Source organism: Kocuria tytonicola (genome assembly GCF_003687455.1).
Lineage (GTDB): Bacteria > Actinomycetota > Actinomycetes > Actinomycetales > Micrococcaceae > Kocuria > Kocuria tytonicola.
On the sequence record NZ_PHOA01000009.1, the window covers coordinates 1 to 17703 of the forward strand.

Sequence of the window (17703 nt, forward strand, 5' to 3'; positions counted from 1 at the left end):
GTACACGATGCCCTCAACCATCGTGCGCGCGTCGGAGAACTTGCGGCCCGGCTTGCCCGTCGGGCGGGGCAGCAACTGCGCGATCAGTGACCACTGGGCATCCGAGAGAACCTGAAAACGTGACACGTCCTGATCGTTTCAGACCCCGCGACTAACCTTTGTCAGACACGCCCTAGACGGGCCTGATGGTCAGCCGGTCGCCGCTCACACCGATGTCGGGGCCCTGTGGCAAACGTCGCGACTGCCCGGGCAGTGACTGCAAACACCACGGTGGCCCGCACGGAACCCGCATGCAGCAACTTTCTCCGAGCAGGCCATTGAGTGGTGCGGATCCTCGTTGCGACGCAGGCAGAGGAATAGCCATCGCGCGCCTGACAACGCCATGGCAATGAATTGGGCACTGCCAACCGCTCGGCTTCGGCTAGGAAGTTATGGGGCGCTCCGTCGCCGACTCCGCCTTGTGGGTTCGCAGGTACTGGACCAAATCGGCGGGGTGATCGCAGCCGACATGGATCGTGGGCGCGATCAGCATCCGGTGTTTGGCGTGCACGACCGAACCCTCGGTCAGCTGCAGGGTGACATCGGTCATGCCTGAAGGGGTCAGGGACACCGCAGGAGCACGATCGGCTTCCTGATGGATGGCGAACGACCGGGTTCTCCAGCTGAGAAATTTCTCGTGGGCGTCTACGACATCCTTGGTCGCTATCGTGATTTCGCCGAGGAGCCCGCAGCGCAGCACGAGTCGTCCCTCATGGACGTAATGAGGGCGGCGTCTGAACGTCTGGTAAAAGCCAATCAGCCATACTGCTCCATACAATCCCAAGAATCCCAGCAGGAGGCGGGCCCAAGCCCACGGCACGAGCCAGTGAACCACGCCGATCTCCACCAGGGAAACGGCAGTCAGAGTGTAGAAAATGGGTCCCTGGCTGGCGCCATACGAGAACGTCGCAGCTCCGGTCGGTGTGTCATCCCGATGTCGCAGCGCCAACCACAGGGCGCGAAGGACGTGGAACTCGTGCCGCATTATCGCCACGACAGGCCCTGGAAGGGCCTCCCGGGCAGCGGCTGCCAGCGCTGCGCCTTTGGTTGCACCCTCACGGCGCTGCTGCCGGTACGTCCCGGCAGCAGCCATCGCGAGCACGATCGTTGCCAGGAGTAGGACGACCTCGATCGTCAGGGCTATGCGAACAGCGGATCCCAGGTCCAGAACGCCCGTCGCAACCAGCACCGCGTGCACCACGACGACGACCGGAGTCACCCATTTCAGCACCCGCATCACAGGCTGAGGGGACTTCATGCCACACCGCCCTCTCCGACTCGTCGCACCGTGACGCCTACGTTTCCATCCTCACGCTGCGGGCCCCGCCGGTCCTGTGTCACACACCGAAGGAAAGCCCCGGTCTCCGACAACTTCAAATATCGAGAATCCACCACGCCATACCCCTGGGCTCCCCACTTAGGGCCCCAGCTGTTCTTGATGATCAATCCTGCCCCGCCGCAGTTCTCCTCGGCTTGCGGCAGCAGGGGCAGATAACCGACGCACAGCACGGCGTGCAGGCCGATACGAACTTCCCCTGGCGCAGGTGCCCGTAGCCAGCCGGACCTGCTGGCGAGCATCGCCGAAGGGTAGAGGCCGATCTGGAAAGCAAAGGGGGAGCCGGTCGACAACCACGCCAAAGCCAGGTCCAGCTTCTCCTGGTTGTCGGCGTCGTGCAGATACTGTGTGGACCAGTCCAACGCTGCTGCGTCGCGTTGCGGTGGCCTTGCCTGACAGGGGCCGTTGTGGGAGACAGGGATTCCTTCCTTGCGGACTACTGCCAGACATGATGCAACTGTCAATACATGTCCGGCCGCCGTGGTTTGCGACGCCAAGCACGAGACGCACACATCCACCCGATCCTTATGGTCGCTGAGGTGCCACAGCAGCCCTGCGGCCACTGCGGCCGCGCAAAGCGGCTCCGCGCCCTGGGTGACAACCGGTCCAAAATCTCGTCCGAGATCAATGGTTCCAACGGGAGGGACCTCGCTCATCAGTTCGTGCCGTTCGCCAGGAGGCCTGACGTCTGCACCATGCTTTCGGTGCGTGTACTTGACATCTTCACGAACCGCGCATAGCGCTGATCCGGTGGCAGTGTTGAGCCTCGGGTCTCGGCCTGCAGCACTCTTCTCTGCTTTTTAGTACGGGAGTGAATCACGCGAACGGCTCGCTCCGCCGGCGCAATCAAGTCCCCTTCATTTGGCATCTGGTGATTTCGGCTCCCGGACTCCGCGAACGGCTCCGTCTGCGCCGCCGTCATGCCACAACCTCACGCTCAGCCGTCAACTCACTAACCCTTCTCGCCAGAAGCAACGCGTCAGTTGCCTTTCGATCAATCGACCCCTCGAGCAGGCGGAATAGCTCCTCCGCCCGTTGGCTTTCCACTCCGTCGAAGACGAGCTGCTCGCACACGGATGCGTGCGTCCGATCAGGGAAATACATCGCCTTGGCCGTCTCAACGATTCGTCCGCCTTCCTCTTCGGTCACCGAGCCCTGCCCGACGAGTTCGTTCACCGAGGCCCTGAAGTTGACCATCGGGGTGCAGAGCGCTCTGAGCGACTTCGGGTCGAAAGTGATGGCCACTTCGTCATCCGCATCGATGGTGCCATCGGCGTACCACTGGTAGATGGTGCCGATGCCAGTCATGCCCAGCGTGTCCAGCTCAGCTGCACGCAGTGCACCCATGCTCGATGAGCCCAGGATGGTGACGCCCCTGTTGAGCGCTGTGAGGATCTCTTTTGGGGAGATCGACATGGCGTGGAGGAATTTGCCGTCTATGATGCCGATGATGTCAGGCGAGGTGTCCTCGCGTAGTAAGACATCGATGTCTCCTCGTTCGACAGGGCCGCGGAACTCGGCCTCAGGCAGCACTTTTGTCAGCGCCTCACGGGAAATGCTGGGTCCGACGAAAATCACGGTCCTCATCGTGCGTTCTCCCTGCTCTCTTGAACGGTGACGATTGCCTTGCCCAGGAGGGAAATGTTTTCTCTCCACACGCGCGCGGCGCGCTGTCCCAAGCGGCCACGATCGATCGCCCAAGACTCGATGCCGGGGACGATAACCCGTACGACCGACACGGGGAGCCAGCCCGGGCTGAGGTCGACGACTACCACGGAGTCGATCCCGTTACTCTGCAGACGTTCGAGCATCCAATGGAGGTCCAGCATGACGTCGGCGACCTGAACTGGGACCCTCTGTCCGAGTGGACGATGCAGCCAGCGGCGTCGCGACGCCGGGATATCGCGTTGTCCAGGGCGTTCACCGCGAGGTGGGCCTTCATCCTGTCGCTGATCGAGTAGCCGACGATCCGGCCGGAGAACACGTCCTTGATGGCGCAGAGGTAGAGCTTGCCCTCTTCTGTCCAGTGCTCGGTGATATCGGTCAGCCAGAGTTCGTTGGTGTCCTCAGCGGAGAAGTCACGCTTCACGAGATCATCGTGGACCGGCGGCCCGGGGCGCTTCCCGTTCTTGCCGCACTTCTTGCCGAACACGGACCACCACTGATTGTCCCGGCAGATCCGCCACGCGGTCCGCTCGCACATGCGCTGGACAGCGGCCTCCGCTTCGCCGACCAGGAACCGATACCCGAACTCGGGATCATCGCGGTGGGCGTCGAACAACGCGTTCGCCCGGTAGGCCTCGACCAGCTCAGACTCGGTGACCTGTTGTTTCCGCCATCGGTAGTAGGGCTGGCGGGAGAGCTTCAGGACCCGCAGGGACACCGCGACGGGGATACCGTCGGCAGCGAGCTCATTCACGAGCGGGTAGAGGATTTTCCCGGCAGGTTCGCCTGCGAGAGATACGCCGCGGCGCGGCGCAAGACCTCGTTCTCCTGCTCCAGCAGCCGGATCCGCTTACGCGCATCACGCAGCTCGGAGGACTCCTCGCGCGACTTGCCGGGACGGTTGCCGTCGTCGATGTCGGCTTGGCGGATCCATTTATGCAGCGTCATCTCGTGAACGCCGAAGTCCTTCGCGATCTGCGCGATCGTGACGGCATCCTCACGGGACCGGGCCACACGCACGACATCGTCGCGGAACTCCTGAGGGTAGGGAGCAGGCATAGTGCACATCCTTCCAGGCCGCCCTACGGGCAAGCCAGATCAGATGTCACCTATCCGTGCAGCAGCCCCCCTTGCGCCTGCGGCAGGACCGTGACGCTGGGGCCGTCCGCATCTGATCGGCTTCAGATCCGGCAGCGGGAGCTATACGGAACGACACGGTGGAAGCTGTCCTACAGTCGGCGCAACGCTGTCGAGTCAGCCAACTCGTTGCTGAAGAATCATTACGCGCGCCTGACACGAGGCAGCACCCAAGTTCGCGGCACCCACCGCACAGCGATACGGCTGGCGCTGATCATCGCAACCGTCAACATGCACCTGCTGCGGCGACGCTACGGCTACGACCTTGCATGCCCGCCGCCGGGCACGGACACCGTGTCCCCACAGCCGATAGATCAGTCGGGGGCGCGACGCAGACGAGTCTTCAAGCGGCCCAAGAGACCATCGGGGGCTGCACCGCCAGAGTCCCCGCCGCCCTTAGGCGACGAGGAATGGGCCGTAGGCATCCCTGGCGCCTGAATGATGAAGAAGTAGCCGTTGCGCCCAAGGTGGCTGGCCCCTGCTCGGAGAGCCCCCGGGCAGGGGCCTATCGCTGCCATCACTGACTACGTGGGCATCGAAACGCGCCCCTGGAAGCGTGGCGGAGTGCTCGGCAGCCGGTCCTAGCCTCAGTGCCGGGGCCTGAAACAAGAAACTCCCACCCGACACGAGGTCGGATGGGAGTTTCGTGAAATCAAGTGTCCCACTTTCGTGAAACACCCACGGTGCGCGAGGGGGGAGTTGAACCCCCACGCCCTCTCGGGCACACGGACCTGAACCGTGCGCGTCTGCCTATTCCGCCACTCGCGCTCGTTGTCCCACTCGGCGTACGCCCGTGAGCAACGTCGAAAAGCCTACCCCACCCTGCCCGGGTTGGCGAATCGTGGCCTCGGAAGGCGGGGTGCGGCGCGGGACAGCGCGTCGCGGCGTGCTCGGAGCCGGGGGCGACGCCGCCCGCGACCCGGGCCGCGGCGTCGTCGCCATCACATGCTGACCGTGAGCCCCGTCCACGCGATCGAGGCGCAGAGAAGCCCCGCCACCGCGTACAGTGTGAGGGGCACGAGCAGCAGGATCTCCCGTCCGGATCCGGCGTTGCCCAGCAGGGGGAGGCGCACGAACGAGCGCCGCCGGTAGAGGGAGGCGGGGAGCGGGAGGGGGAGGCGCAGCGGCCACAGCAGGTGGATGCCCTGGGTGGTCAGCAGGTCGCCGGCCATGTGCACGGCGCACCCGAGTCCCACGGCCACCACGAACCAGTGCGGATGCTCCGGGGGGTGCGCGGCCACGAACGCCCCGAGCAGGATGCCCACCACCCAGTTGGCGTGGGAGAGCCGGTCCGGGACGAAGGCCAGCACCTTGACCGCGCACGCGATCAGCAGCACGGACAGCACCGCGGCCAGCGGCCACACCTGCCCGGGCAACGACGCCGCCGCGTCACCGACCGCCCCCGATCCCACGGACCCTGCGCCCAGCCCGCCGGACACCGCGGCACCGGTGGCCGCACCGCCTGCCGTGTCCGCCGCGGACTCCGTGCCGCTCCACCGCAGGGCGTCGCCCACCGGAACAGAGGCGCGCTGGGAGAGCTCGGCGAGCACCATGATCGCGAGCAGCCCCAGGAGGGAGTGCGTGCCCCGGCGGTGGCCGCCGGCGAGTCGGCTCAGGCCCTTGGCGAGCCAGCGCGAGACCGGGGGCAGGGACCGTGCCACGGTTCCGCCCGGGTGGTCGAGGTCCGGCAGCAGGGCGGCCCCGGCGCAGATCAGCGCGCCGGTGACCACTCCGGGATCGCCCACGGGCATGAGGCCGAGGCCCACGGGGAAGGAGGCGTCCGCGAGATCCACGGTGTAGGTGCCGGTCAGTGCCACCCACGCGGCGGCACCGCATGCGGCGTGGCTGGGGCCCATCACGGGGCGGTCCTGAGCATGGGGACGGTCCTTTCCAGACCTCGGGGAAGAAGAGAATCCCCAGGTTAGGAACGGGTTCCGACCCGCATAAGCGCCGTCGGGACCGCACCCTGGGCCTGTCTGTGTGAGGGGCGACGCCGCTCGGGGACGGGGCCCGCCCGGTCTCCCCGCGGGGCGGGCCGGTGCCCCCGTGGGCGGGGCACGCGTTGCGCGGCCTGCACAGTCTCCGGTGGCGACGACCCGGGGCGGGACCGCGAGGTCGAAGGGGTGCGCTTCGGTTCAGTCCTCGGACTTGGGGGTCCAGGGCAGCTGCTGGTCGCACCCCGGGGTGACCCAGGCCTTCACGTACCCGGCGCTCTGGTGGAGGTACTGGTTGAAGAGACTCTTGCCCGTGAGCTGGAAGTCCACCGCGGACATCCGCAGCTCCCCGGAGTAGCAGCGCTCCAGGATCAGCCGGGAACGGGAGACGTGCTGGGTGAACGTCACGGCGGTGACGGTGTCCCAGCCGTGCTGCGCCGAGAGCTCCTGCAGCTTGATGGCCTCTCCCTGCGTGGTGGAGGGATTGGGCTTGAAGCACAGCACCTCCACACCGTCGCGGGGTTCGCAGAACGACTTGGCGGTGTAGTACTCCACCATCTCGGGCGGGTCGAAGGGCTGGGCGTCCGGTGTGGAGACCACCAGGGTGTCCGCGATGTGCTGGTTGTAGACGAGGTCCTCCGCGTAGGCCATGCGGGCGGGGTCCGGAGGGCCCAGCACGAACACGGCGTCGGAGGTGCGGGGCGGGTCCACGTCCGGGCTGTCGAGGACGGCGTGGCACACGGCGAGCCACAGGGTCACGAGGAGCGTCAGGGCGATCAGCGCCACGAGGGGCCACTTCCGCCTGAGCGCAGGGGGGTGCCCGGAGGGAGTCGGGGCCACGGGGTTCCTCTCACTGGGGCTGTTCGGCGGGCGCGCCGCGGATATCATCTCACCCAGCACGGCAGGGACCCACGGCTGCGTGCGTCCGCCGGTAAACGCCCAGCAAGGAGTCAGCACATGCGATCGGATGAACACCTCGAACGCGCCGTGACCTGCCCGGTTCCCCTGCGGTGGGGAGACATGGATCCGTACGGCCACGTGAACAACGTGGAGGTCATCCGTGTTCTGGAGGAAGCTCGGATCGCGGCCTTCGGCGTTCCCGTGGGCACGGGGGAGCAGGTGGTCCCGCCCAGGATTCCGCTGTTCTCCGTGCTGCCGGAAGGAACCCAGGCACTGATCGCAGAGCACCGCGTGAAGTACCTGCGGCCCCTGGAGTACCGCAACGAACCGGTGGACGTGCGCGTGTGGGTGGTCTCGGCGAGGGCCGCCACCCTGGTGCTGGGGTTCGAGATCCTGGACTCCGCGGACGGCTCCCCGTGCGTGCGCGCGCAGACCCAGCTGGCGTTCTACCTGCCGGAGACCCGCACGGTGCTGCGCCTCACGCGTGAGCAGCGGGACGTGCTCGCGCCGCACACCGCGCCGTCGCCGTTCTGAGACCGGACGGGCGCGCAGGGCTCAGGCCGCGACGCCCGGGGCCGTGGCGAACTGCAGCTCGGCGCGCGTGCGCAGGACCGCGCCGTGCTCGGGCAGCACGCGCCAGGTCCACCACAGCAGGGCGTGGGACTCCCGGTCCACGTGGCACGTGGCGGCCGTGATGGCGGCCGGCTCCTCCGGGTCCTGGACGCAGACCGCCAGGGGCGCGCTCTCCAGCGTGGTCCGGATCCGCGCGAGCTCCTTGCGCAGTCCGCGGGCGGAGTGCTCGGTGACGGTGCAGCCCACCTCCACGCGGGAAGCGAAGGGGGAGGGGTGCGAGATGTCGCGCAGGATGGGCAACTCGGCGGCGCCGTCCTCGAAGACCCCCACCGTCTCCACCCAGCTCTGCCCCGCGTGGGTGATAACGAACTGGTGGTGCCCGGATCCTACGCGCAGCTCCACGTCCGTGAGCCCGTCCACCCGGAGGCGGCGGCCCGCGGGGGCGTCGAGCACCGGGAGGTCCGTGCGGTAGCCGAACTGGTCCGGGCGGCACACGACGTGCCCGGGCACTCGGGTGAGCCAGTCATGCTCCATGCTTGCCATCTTCCTGTCGGCCGCGCGGCAGCCCGCCGCGTCTTCTTAACGATCGAAAATATCCCCGGCTCGGGGGACAGGCAAGCACCGAATGGTCACTGTTCGGTGACGGGAGGCGCGCATCAGGACTGCGGGGCTACGGCAGTGCGCGTCCGCGTGCCGCGGTCCACAGGGCGTACCAGTCCTCGTGCGTCATGAGCTGCGCCGCCCGGGGAGCCTGCGCACAGGCCGCGATCCGCCGGGGATTCAGCGTACCCACCACGGGGCGGATGCCGTGGGGCAGTCGCAGCAGCCAGCCGACCACCACGGCCTCCGCCGGGACCTCCATGCGCTCCGCGAGTCGGGCGACCAGCGCGCTCGTGCGCTCCTCGGGCGTGTCGGGGAGGCCCCCGGCCCCGGCGGACGACGCCGCACGGTCCGGTTCCCCCGCGGCGTCGACGGCCGTGCGGTCCCGTCCGCCCTCGTCACCCTGGTCCGAGGGACCGTGGGCCGCTGCGGGCGCCCGGGGAGGGGTGGCGCCGGAGTAGACGCCGCCGGCCAGCGCACCCCACGCCTGGATCTCGATGCCCTCCGCGGCGCACAGCTGCGGCAGGCCGCGGGGGAAGGACACGGCGGCCCCGTCCGGGTGGTTGGCCAGCACCTGGGCCTCCACGAGGTCCCGGTGGGCCAGGCTCAGCTGCATCTGCACGGCCGTGACGGGAGCGCGCAGATGGCGGCGCAGCTCCACCACGTGCTCCGTGGTCATGTTGGACAGCCCCACGGAGCCGATGAGCCCCTCCTGGTGCAGTTCGTCCAGGGCGGCGGCGGTCTCCTCCGCAGGGGTCAGGGGATCCGGGCGGTGCAGGAAGAGCCGCTCCACGCGGTCCACGCCGAGCCGTTGCAGGGAACCCTCGAGTGAGGAGCGGACGGCGTCCCGGTCCAGCCGGTAGTGGGCGGGTGCTCCCGCGGGGGCGGTGTTCCCGGGGAGCCGGATGCCGCACTTGGTCTGGACCTGCACGGCCTGGCGCAGCACGGCGTCCTCGCCGATGATCCGCCCGAACACGGTCTCGGAGTCCCCGCCGACGTAGATGTCCGCGTGGTCGAAGAGCGAGTACCCGGAACGGTGGGCGGCGTACACGGCCTCGCGGGCGGCGTCGTGCTGGGTGGCCGGGATGCGCTCCTGGCCCCAGGCGCCGCCCAGGTTCATGCATCCGAAGACCAAGGAGTGGCTCACGTGCGTCCGCCGTGCTGCTCGGCGGCGCGCCGCAGCCGGGCCGCCTCCGCGAAGGCCGCGGCGGACTCGTCCAGCTGCCCCGCAGACTCGTGGAGAGCGCCCAGCTCGGTGAAGCAGTCGGAACGGTCCCGGAACGAGTCCGGGTCCTGCTCGTAGAAGTCCACGGCGCGGTTGTACGCGGTCACGGCCTGGGCGTGGCGGCGGGTCTCCCGGTAGACGCGCGCGAGGTTGACGTAGCAGTCCGCCTGGTCCCGCGGCTCGTGCGGGGCGTCCAGGTACTGCCCGAGGGCGTCGAGGAGATGCGTCTCCGCGCCGTGCAGGTCACCGGTCTCCACGAGGAGCGACCCCAGGATCAGGTGCGCACGGGCTTTGTGCTTGCCGCTGCCCTCCAGCCGGGAGAAGTGCTCCAAGGCGCTCTGGTACTCCGCCACCGCCTTGCTGGTGCGGTCCATGACCAGGTGGATGTGCCCCAGGTTGTAGTGGCACGCGGCGAGTTCCCTGTGCGCGGGGCCGGACTCCTGGAAGAGCTCGATGGCCTGCCGGTAGGAGGTCTCCGCCAGGGTGTGGTCACCTCGGTCCTCCGCGTCCAGGGCGCGTGTGAAGAAGCCGTTTCCGTCATCCGAGTAGCTCATCGGCCCGTCCTCCCGGGATCGCAGCGAAGTCCCCCCATGCTACTCGGGGAGCGGGGGTGGCAACCCTGCTGATAATCTCGGACCCACACTCTCCCAGGAGGTCAGGATGCCAGCACAGCACACCGCGCCGGGGCAGGACCCGCGCGATCCCCGCCACGCAGCAGCAGCCCACCACGAGGACCACGCCTCCGTGATCCGTCACGAGGAGCGGCTGGTCATCGAGCGGGAACAGGCCGAGACGGGCCGCGCCCGGCTGCGCAAGTACGTGGTCACCGAGCCCGTGCGCCAGGAGGTCACCCTGGGCTCCGAGGAGCCGGACCTGGTGCGCACGCCCATCACGGCCGAGGAGCGCCAGGCGTTCCTGGACGGCCGCGAGCTGCCGCTCGGGGAGGACGAGGTCATCCTCTACCGCTCCGAGCCCGTGGTGCAGACCGTGCGTGTGCCCTACCAGCGTGTGCGTCTCGTGGCCCGTCGGGTGGAGCGCACCGAGGTCGTCGAGGACACCCTGCGCAAGGAGCGCGTGGACATCGAGACCCAGGAAGAGCCCCGCGTCTGAGTTCTTGTGTCCCGGCCCTCCCGGTAGCACGACGCCGCGCCCCGCCGATCGGGGGCGCGGCGTCGTGCTCTGCCGGGCCCCCGAATGGCGGGGTGCCGCGCTCCGCGAGGGGGCGGCTCACGGGGCGTTGAGCTCTCAGGGGCCACCCTGCGGAACCGGCACGGTGTCCTCCGCCGGACGTGCCGTGGGGCGCGGGCGGCGTCGTCCGTCCGTGGCCGTGGCCCGGGGGTAGGTTGGGCGGGTGAGTGAAACGACCCTGACCCTGATCCGCCACGGCCAGACCGACTGGAACCTGCAGCGCCGGCTGCAGGGACGTTCGGACATCCCCCTCAACGACACCGGCCGGGAGCAGGCACGAGCGGTGGGCCGCGAGCTGGCGGCCTCGGGCGGGCACTGGGACGTGCTGGTCTCCTCACCGCTGCAGCGCGCCAGGGAGACCGCGCAGGTCATCGGGCGGGAGATCGGGCTGGAGCTCTCCCGCACCTACGAGGACCTCGTGGAGCGCGCCTTCGGTGACGTGGAGGGCCGCGACTGCACGGGAATGGGCGACGACGAGCGCCACGCCATGATGGAGAAGCACGGCGAGGCCACCGAGGACGTGGTGCAGCGGGGGCTCTCGGTGCTGCGCACGATTCTCGCGGACTTCCCCGGCAAGGACGTGATGGTGGTGGCCCACGGCACCCTCATCCGGCTCACCCTGGACCGTGTGCTGGACACCGAGCTGCCCAGCCTGGAGAACGGTCAGGTGCTCACGGTCACCGCGGAGCAGGTGCTGTTCGCGGACTGAACGGGTCTCGCCAGACGTTTCCCGCGCCCGTCTGCGGCGCCCGTCCGCCGGGCCCCGCTCAGGACGCGGTGCCCGGGGAGCTGCCGGCCGAGGTGGGAGACGGGCCCGCGGCGTCGTCCTGGTGAGAGCGAGCTGGGCGGTGGGCGTGCAGCAGTGCCAGCCCCGTGAACACGAACCCGCCCACGAAGTTGCCCACGAGCACGGGGATCTGGTTCCACAGCCACCAGTCGCCGAACGAGACGTCCGCGCCCAGGAGCATGCCCATGGGGATCATGAAGAAGTTGACCACCGCGTGCTCGAAGCCCAGGCCGTAGAACGCCATGATGGGCAGCCAGATGGCCGCAATCTTCCCGATCGTGTCCTTGGAGATCATGCCCATGAACACTCCCAGGCACACGAGCCAGTTGCACAGCACGGCCTTGACCAGGACCGTGGCCATGCCGGCGCCTCCCATGGCGGCGTACGCGGTGGTCTTGGCCTGGGCGGTGTCCACGAACTTCTGCCCGAGCGCACCGGCGTCGTGCGAGCCGAAGCCCGTGAGCGCGCCCGCGTAGAGCAGGGCGAACGCGGCGGCGCCCATGATGTGGCCGACGACCACCATGAGGCTGTAACGACCCACGGCGGACCACGGCACGAGCCCGCGCACCGCCGCCATGGGGGTCAGGGCGAAACCGCCCGTGACGAGCTCCATCCCCATGAGGATCACGATCGTGATCCCGGCGGGGAACAGCACGGCCCCCACCACGGGGGATCCCGAGCTCACGGTCGCGGACACGGCGAACGAGGTGGTGGCCGCCAGGACGGCGCCGCCCAGCACGCCGCGCAGCACCAGGGCACCGGACGAGGCGGTCGCCTTCGCCTGTCCGGCGGCGACGGCGTCCGTCACCACGTCTGCGGGTTTCACGGTGGTCATGGCTGCCCTGCTCTCTGTCTTGGGGGGGGGCGGGCCGGGTGCCCGTCGGTGGCGCCACGGGCGCCCGCACCGGCTCGTGCAGGGGGACGCGAGCGGGAAAACCGTGACCGCACGAGTGTAGGACCGTGCAACCCTGCGGTGAACACGCGCCGTGTCTGGTCCCCGTGCGTTTCGGGTCCTATGGTGGTGGAACATGCGGCAGTGTGGCCGTGGGTGGTGCAGAGGTCGTGGACTCCGGGAGAGCGTTCCGGTGGACCCTGCCCGGAGGTGCCCCACAGGGCGTCACGTGCCACGCCGTGGAGTTACGATCCCCGACTCAACGACAGCTAAGGCGTGATGCAGTAGTGACCTCTCCTCAAGCCACCACCCAGGCCATCCCCACGGTGTGGCAGCGACCGCGATGGAGCGGAGCGCAGGCATGGATCAACGAGTACTACCGCTCCGCGCCGGACGCGGACCTTGTGGGCACCCAGGAACCGGTGCTCACCGAGCGGGCCGAGACCCACCGGGAGGTGGGCCGCACCCGCGGCGCCGGCGAGCTGTGCATCGACGTCCGCGAGGACCACGGGGTCACCGTGCTCTACATGGTCACCACCGACATGCCGTTCCTGGTGTCCACTCTGACCACGGAGATCGCCGCCAACTGGGGTGGCGCCAAGCTGGTGCTGCACCCGCTGCTGCTGGCCGTGCGCGACGCCGGCTCCCACGAGCTCACGTCCCTGGACGAGGTCCCCAACATCTCCGCGGTGTCCTCCGGTGACACCACGGCCATCCCCATCACGGACGAGCTGGCCGGGGCGGCAGCCGGGGGCCGTGACTCGTCCACCGCGGTGGAGTCGTGGATCCGCATGGAGCTGCACCGCTCCCTGGACCAGGCGGAACGCGGTGAGCTGGCCCGCCACATCGAGTCGCTGGTGGCGGACGTGAGCCGGGTGGCCGAGGACCAGGAGGCCATGCACGAGCAGGCCCGGGTGATCGCGGACTCCCTCGCGCCCCTCGAGAACCTCTCGTTCCAGGACGGCTCCCGGTTGCCGGACGTCCGCGCCTCCCAGGACTTCCTGCAGTGGCTGCGGGACGGCAACTTCGTGTTCATGGGCATCAAGCGCTACGACCTCGAGGCGGACGGCGAGGACGCCGTGCTGCACTCCCGCCCGGACACGGGCCTGGGGCTGCTGCGGGAGCAGGGCACGCAGGGCCACGCCCAGAAGCTCACCGGCCTGGGCAGCGAGCACGCCCGGGACCACCAGGTGGTGTTCGTGACCAAGGCGAACCGCCGCTCCTCGATCCACCGCCGCGAGTACCTGGACTACATCGGTGTGCGCACGTTCGCCGAGAACGGGGGCGTGGACGGGGAGTACCTGATCCTGGGTCTGTTCTCCCGTCACGCCTACTCCGTGCCCGCGCAGCAGACCCCGCTCGTGCGGGAGAAGGTCCAGCGCGTGGCCGAGCGCTTCGGCTTCCTCCCGGACTCCCACTCCGCGCGGGATCTCATGGGAATCATCGAGGACTACCCGCGGGACGAGCTGTTCCACATGTCGGCGGAGAAGCTCTACGAGACGGCCGGTGGCGTGCTGGGGCTCAACGAGCGCCGCCAGACCCGCCTGTTCCTGCGCCAGGACACCTTCGGGCGGTTCATGTCCGCGGTGGTGTTCCTGCCCAGGGACCGCTACAACACCTCGGTGCGTCAGCGCATCGAGACCCAGCTGTTCGAGGTCTTCGACGCCGAGGCCATCGACTTCGAGGTGCGCCTGACCTCCTCCTCCCTGGCCCGCCTGTTCTTCCGCATCCGGCTGCCCTACACGGGCGAGGTGCGGGACTTCGACCACGAGGACCTCGAGTCCCGCCTGCGCGCCGCGGTGCGCTCCTGGCCCGAGTCCCTGGGCCGCGCGATCGGCCAGGAGTTCGAGGACGAGAAGGCCGGCGCGCTGGGCCCCGTGTGGGCGGACGCGTTCCCGGGCTCGTACCGCGAGGACTACGAGATCGAGGAGGCCATCCAGGACCTCAAGCGCTGCGAGGAGCTGTGGGGCCGCGACCCGGACCTGCCCGCCGAGGTCCGTGTGGCGCAGACCGAGGACGGCCAGGTCCGGCTGAACATCTACCTCACGCAGTCCCTGTCCCTCACCGAGCTGCTGCCCCTGCTGCACAACATGGGCCTGCGCGTGCTGGACCAGCGCCCCTACACGGTCACCCCTGCGGACGGCCGCGAGTTCCAGCTCTACGACTTCGGCGTGGAGCTGCCCGAGGGCGTGGACCCCGAGGGCCCCGAGGACGCCAAGACGGAGGACCTCATCGAGGACACCCTGTGCGCGGTGCTCTCCAACCGCTCCGAGTCCGACAGCATGGACCGCCTGGTGCTCACCGAGCGCATGGGCTGGCGCACCGTGGCCGTGATGCGCGCCTACGTGCGCTACCTGCTGCAGCTGAACTACCCCAACTCGTTCGAGTTCATCGCGGACACCCTGGTGGACCACCCGCAGGCCACGCACGAGCTCGCCGAGCTGTTCTCCGCGAGCTTCGACCCCTCCCGCTTCACGGACGACGACGCCGCCCGCGGCCAGGCGCGCGAGGCCGCCCTCCAGCGGCTGGCCGAGGTGCTGGAGAGCGTTCCCAGCCTGGACGCGGACCGCCTGTTCCGGGCGCTCGCGGACGTGGTCACGGCCACCCTGCGCACCAACGTGTTCCAGAACCGCCCCACCATGGCGTTCAAGCTGGACCCCGCGGCCATCCCCGCGGCACCGCAGCCGCGCCCGGCCTTCGAGATCTGGGTGTGGTCCCCGCGCGTGGAGGGCACGCACCTGCGCTTCGGCCAGGTGGCCCGCGGCGGTCTGCGCTGGTCCGACCGCCGCGAGGACTTCCGCACCGAGGTGCTGGGCCTGGTCAAGGCCCAGATGGTCAAGAACGCCGTGATCGTGCCCACGGGCGCGAAGGGCGGGTTCTTCCCCAAGCAGCTGCCGGACCCCGCGACGGACCGCGAGGGCTGGCTGACCGAGGGGCGCGAGGCCTACAAGCTGTTCATCGCGTCCCTGCTGGACGTCACCGACAACATCGTGCGCGAGGCGGAGACCGGTGCCGGCCAGGAGGTCACCGCGCAGAACGGGACGGACGAGACCGGGCAGGGTGCGGCGTCGTCGTCCCGCGGGGATGCCACCCCGGGTGCCGAGGGCGGTGCGAGCGGTTCCGCCGAGACCTCCGGCGAGGCCGGGGACACCGTGGTGCACCCCGAGAACGTGGTGCGCCGCGACGGCGACGACTCCTACCTGGTGGTCGCGGCTGACAAGGGCACGGCGGCGTTCTCCGACACCGCGAACGCGATCTCCCTGGACCGCGGCTTCTGGCTCGGGGACGCGTTCGCGTCCGGCGGCTCCGTGGGCTACGACCACAAGGCCATGGGCATCACCGCCCGCGGTGCGTGGGAGTCCGTGAAGCGCCACTTCTTCGAGCTCGGCGTGGACACCCAGTCCGAGGCGTTCACCGTGGTGGGCGTGGGGGACATGTCCGGGGACGTGTTCGGCAACGGCATGCTGCTGTCCGAGCACATCCACCTGATTGCCGCGTTCGACCACCGGGACATCTTCCTGGACCCCACCCCGGACGCCGCGGCCTCCTACAAGGAGCGCGAGCGGCTGTTCAGCGCCGGGCGCACCTCGTGGCAGGACTTCGACCGCAGCGTGATCTCCGAGGGCGGCGGCGTGTACTCCCGCCAGGAGAAGTCCATCCCGCTCACCCCGCAGGTGCGTGAGGCGCTGGGCATCGAGGACGGTGTGGAGGCCCTCAGTCCCCAGGAGCTCGTGCGCCGCGTGCTGCTGGCCCCGGCGGACCTGCTCTACAACGGCGGCATCGGCACCTACGTGAAGGCGGCCTCGGAGACCCACCAGCAGGTGGGGGACAAAGCCAACGACGCGATCCGTGTGAACGGCGAGGACCTCCGGGTGAAGGTGATCGGCGAGGGCGGCAACCTGGGAGCCACCCAGCTGGGCCGCATCGAGGCCGCTCTGAACGGGGTCCTGGTCAACACGGACGCGATCGACAACTCCGGCGGTGTGGAGTCCTCCGACCGCGAGGTCAACATCAAGATCCTCGTGGACGGCATGGTCCAGGCCGGGCTGCTGGGCCAGGACGAGCGCGCCGAGTTCATCGAGTCCATGACGGACGAGGTGGCCGATCTCGTGCTGCGCACCAACGTGGCGCAGAACGTGCTGCTCACCACCGAGCGCGCCCGCGGGGTGTCCTTCACCGAGATGTTCATCCGGCTCATGCACTGGCTCGAGGACACCGCGGACCTCAACCGCGAGCTGGAGTTCCTGCCCTCGGACACGCAGCTGCGGGAGCGGGCCACCCAGGACCAGCCCCTGACCGGACCGGAGCTGTCGGTGCTCACCGCGTACGCGAAGATCCAGCTCACGGCGGCGCTCGTGGACAGCGACCTCGCGGACGACCCGTGGTTCCACCGCACCCTGTCCCAGTACTTCCCGGCGCAGATCCGGGAGCGCTTCGGGGACCAGCTGGACACCCACCCGCTGCGCAAGGAGATCATCTCCACCGTGGTGGCCAACCAGATCATCAACTACGGCGGCATCGCGTTCGCGTACCGCGTGGTGGACGACTCCGGTTCGGAGCTCGCGGACGTGGCCCGCGCGTTCACGGCGGCCATGGAGATCTTCGAGCTGGAGAGCTACGCCGCCCGCCACGCCCAGCTGGGCGCGGACGTGCCCCTGGAGCTCTGGAACCGGATGTCCCTGCGCATGCGACGGCTGCTGGACCGCGTGGTCCGGTGGTTCCTGCACCGCCAGGAGACGGACTCGGACATCCAGGAGCTCGTGGACACGTACCGGCCCATCGTGGCGCTGCGCTTCGGCTCCGAGCAGCTCATGGCGCAGGACTCCCAGGAGCGCACCCAGGCGGAGGCGGAACTCGCCGAGCGCCAGGGCGTGCCCCGGGACCTCGCCGTGGAGTGGGCCGAGCTGTTGGACGCGTTCGCGCTGCTGGACGTCGCCCGCCTGGCCCAGTCCCAGGGCATCACGGCCCTGGAGCCGGAGGAGGCCGGGGCGCGGGGCGGTGCCGCGGCGTCGTCGTCCGCGCACAGCCTCGCGGAGGACACGGACGAGAACGGCACCAGCGTGCGCATGATCGCGCGCGTCTACTTCGCCCTGTACGACCGCTACGGGCTGGAGAACCTGCTCAACCGCATCAGTGCCCTGCCCCAGACCACCCGGTGGGAGAACATGGCGCGGATCGCGATGCGCGAGGACCTGTACTCCACGCTCGTGGCGCTCGCCGCCCAGGCCCTGCAGCACCCGGGCGCCAACGCCCAGGAGAAGGTCCAGGCGTGGGAGCAGGAGAACGCGGACCGGCTGGAGCGGCTGCGCGAGGTCCTGGACGAGATCGAGTCCATGTCCGGCGACGACACCGGTGGCGAGCTCGCCGCCCTGTCCGTGGCCCTGCGGACCCTGCGCGGGGCGCTCATGGACTGACGGTCCCGTCGGC

The 17703-nt window shown here is 69.2% G+C and carries 14 protein-coding genes, 1 tRNA gene and 3 pseudogenes; 4 read left to right on the plus strand and 14 right to left on the minus strand.

Going from position 1 to position 17703, the window contains the following annotated elements; genetic code table 11:
* The 10 genes and pseudogenes from CWC38_RS02270 to CWC38_RS02315 all read right to left on the minus strand — a co-directional run.
* Window positions 1-126, minus strand: a pseudogene (locus CWC38_RS02270) (IS5/IS1182 family transposase); the annotation flags it as partial.
* 295 nt (window positions 127-421) lie between these two features.
* Window positions 422-1297 (minus strand): hypothetical protein, encoded by an 876-nt coding sequence (locus tag CWC38_RS02275; RefSeq protein WP_124106134.1) that lies wholly within the window; start codon window positions 1295-1297, stop codon window positions 422-424.
* A complete protein-coding gene (locus CWC38_RS02280; protein ID WP_121845217.1) occupies window positions 1294-2031 on the minus strand; it encodes a C1 family peptidase in 738 nt (245 codons plus the stop codon). Before CWC38_RS02280 ends, CWC38_RS02275 begins: the two co-directional genes overlap by 4 nt.
* Window positions 2032-2293: 262 nt before the next feature.
* Window positions 2294-2953: a TfuA-like protein gene (locus tag CWC38_RS02285; RefSeq protein WP_165860321.1), complete on the minus strand. Its 660-nt coding sequence runs from the start codon at window positions 2951-2953 to the stop codon at window positions 2294-2296.
* A gap of 5 nt (window positions 2954-2958) precedes the next feature.
* Window positions 2959-3291: pseudogene (locus tag CWC38_RS12655) on the minus strand (YcaO-like family protein); the annotation flags it as partial.
* A pseudogene (locus tag CWC38_RS12725) lies at window positions 3225-3578 on the minus strand (DDE-type integrase/transposase/recombinase); the annotation flags it as partial. The pseudogenes CWC38_RS12655 and CWC38_RS12725, both read right to left, overlap by 67 nt.
* A gap of 212 nt (window positions 3579-3790) precedes the next feature.
* A complete protein-coding gene (locus tag CWC38_RS12225; RefSeq protein WP_206059841.1) occupies window positions 3791-4099 on the minus strand; it encodes a transposase in 309 nt (102 codons plus the stop codon).
* Between the two features lie 762 nt (window positions 4100-4861).
* Window positions 4862-4945 (minus strand) — tRNA-Leu (locus CWC38_RS02305).
* A 173-nt stretch (window positions 4946-5118) separates the two neighbouring features.
* Window positions 5119-6033: a metal-dependent hydrolase gene (locus tag CWC38_RS02310; protein ID WP_121845252.1), complete on the minus strand. Its 915-nt coding sequence runs from the start codon at window positions 6031-6033 to the stop codon at window positions 5119-5121.
* Between the two features lie 279 nt (window positions 6034-6312).
* Entirely contained in the window at window positions 6313-6897 is a 585-nt protein-coding gene (locus CWC38_RS02315) for a YdcF family protein (RefSeq protein WP_121845221.1), read from the minus strand.
* Window positions 6898-7068: 171 nt separating this feature from the next.
* On the opposite strand from CWC38_RS02315, the gene CWC38_RS02320 reads away from it, so the two are divergent.
* Window positions 7069-7545, plus strand: coding sequence for an acyl-CoA thioesterase (locus tag CWC38_RS02320; RefSeq protein WP_019311075.1), 477 nt, complete (start codon window positions 7069-7071; stop codon window positions 7543-7545).
* Window positions 7546-7566: 21 nt separating this feature from the next.
* On the opposite strand, the gene CWC38_RS02325 is transcribed toward CWC38_RS02320, so the two are convergent.
* The 3 genes from CWC38_RS02325 to CWC38_RS02335 form a co-directional block, all read right to left on the minus strand.
* On the minus strand, window positions 7567-8118 hold the full coding sequence (locus CWC38_RS02325; RefSeq protein WP_121845222.1) for a DUF2617 family protein: 552 nt from the start codon (window positions 8116-8118) through the stop codon (window positions 7567-7569).
* Between the two features lie 136 nt (window positions 8119-8254).
* Window positions 8255-9331: an aldo/keto reductase gene (locus tag CWC38_RS02330; RefSeq protein ID WP_240625001.1), complete on the minus strand. Its 1077-nt coding sequence runs from the start codon at window positions 9329-9331 to the stop codon at window positions 8255-8257.
* Entirely contained in the window at window positions 9328-9963 is a 636-nt protein-coding gene (locus CWC38_RS02335; RefSeq protein ID WP_121845224.1) for a tetratricopeptide repeat protein, read from the minus strand. Before CWC38_RS02335 ends, CWC38_RS02330 begins: the two co-directional genes overlap by 4 nt.
* A 106-nt stretch (window positions 9964-10069) precedes the next feature.
* On the opposite strand from CWC38_RS02335, the gene CWC38_RS02340 reads away from it, so the two are divergent.
* Window positions 10070-10519: a YsnF/AvaK domain-containing protein gene (locus tag CWC38_RS02340; protein ID WP_121845225.1), complete on the plus strand. Its 450-nt coding sequence runs from the start codon at window positions 10070-10072 to the stop codon at window positions 10517-10519.
* Window positions 10520-10760: 241 nt separating this feature from the next.
* Window positions 10761-11306, plus strand: a complete 546-nt coding sequence (locus tag CWC38_RS02345) for a histidine phosphatase family protein (RefSeq protein ID WP_121845226.1) — start codon at window positions 10761-10763, stop codon at window positions 11304-11306.
* A 58-nt stretch (window positions 11307-11364) separates the two neighbouring features.
* On the opposite strand, the gene CWC38_RS02350 is transcribed toward CWC38_RS02345, so the two are convergent.
* Window positions 11365-12219, minus strand: a complete 855-nt coding sequence (locus CWC38_RS02350) for a formate/nitrite transporter family protein (protein WP_121845227.1) — start codon at window positions 12217-12219, stop codon at window positions 11365-11367.
* Between the two features lie 344 nt (window positions 12220-12563).
* On the opposite strand from CWC38_RS02350, the gene CWC38_RS02355 reads away from it, so the two are divergent.
* Window positions 12564-17690: an NAD-glutamate dehydrogenase gene (locus CWC38_RS02355; protein WP_121845228.1), complete on the plus strand. Its 5127-nt coding sequence runs from the start codon at window positions 12564-12566 to the stop codon at window positions 17688-17690.
* Window positions 17691-17703 lie beyond the last annotated feature (13 nt).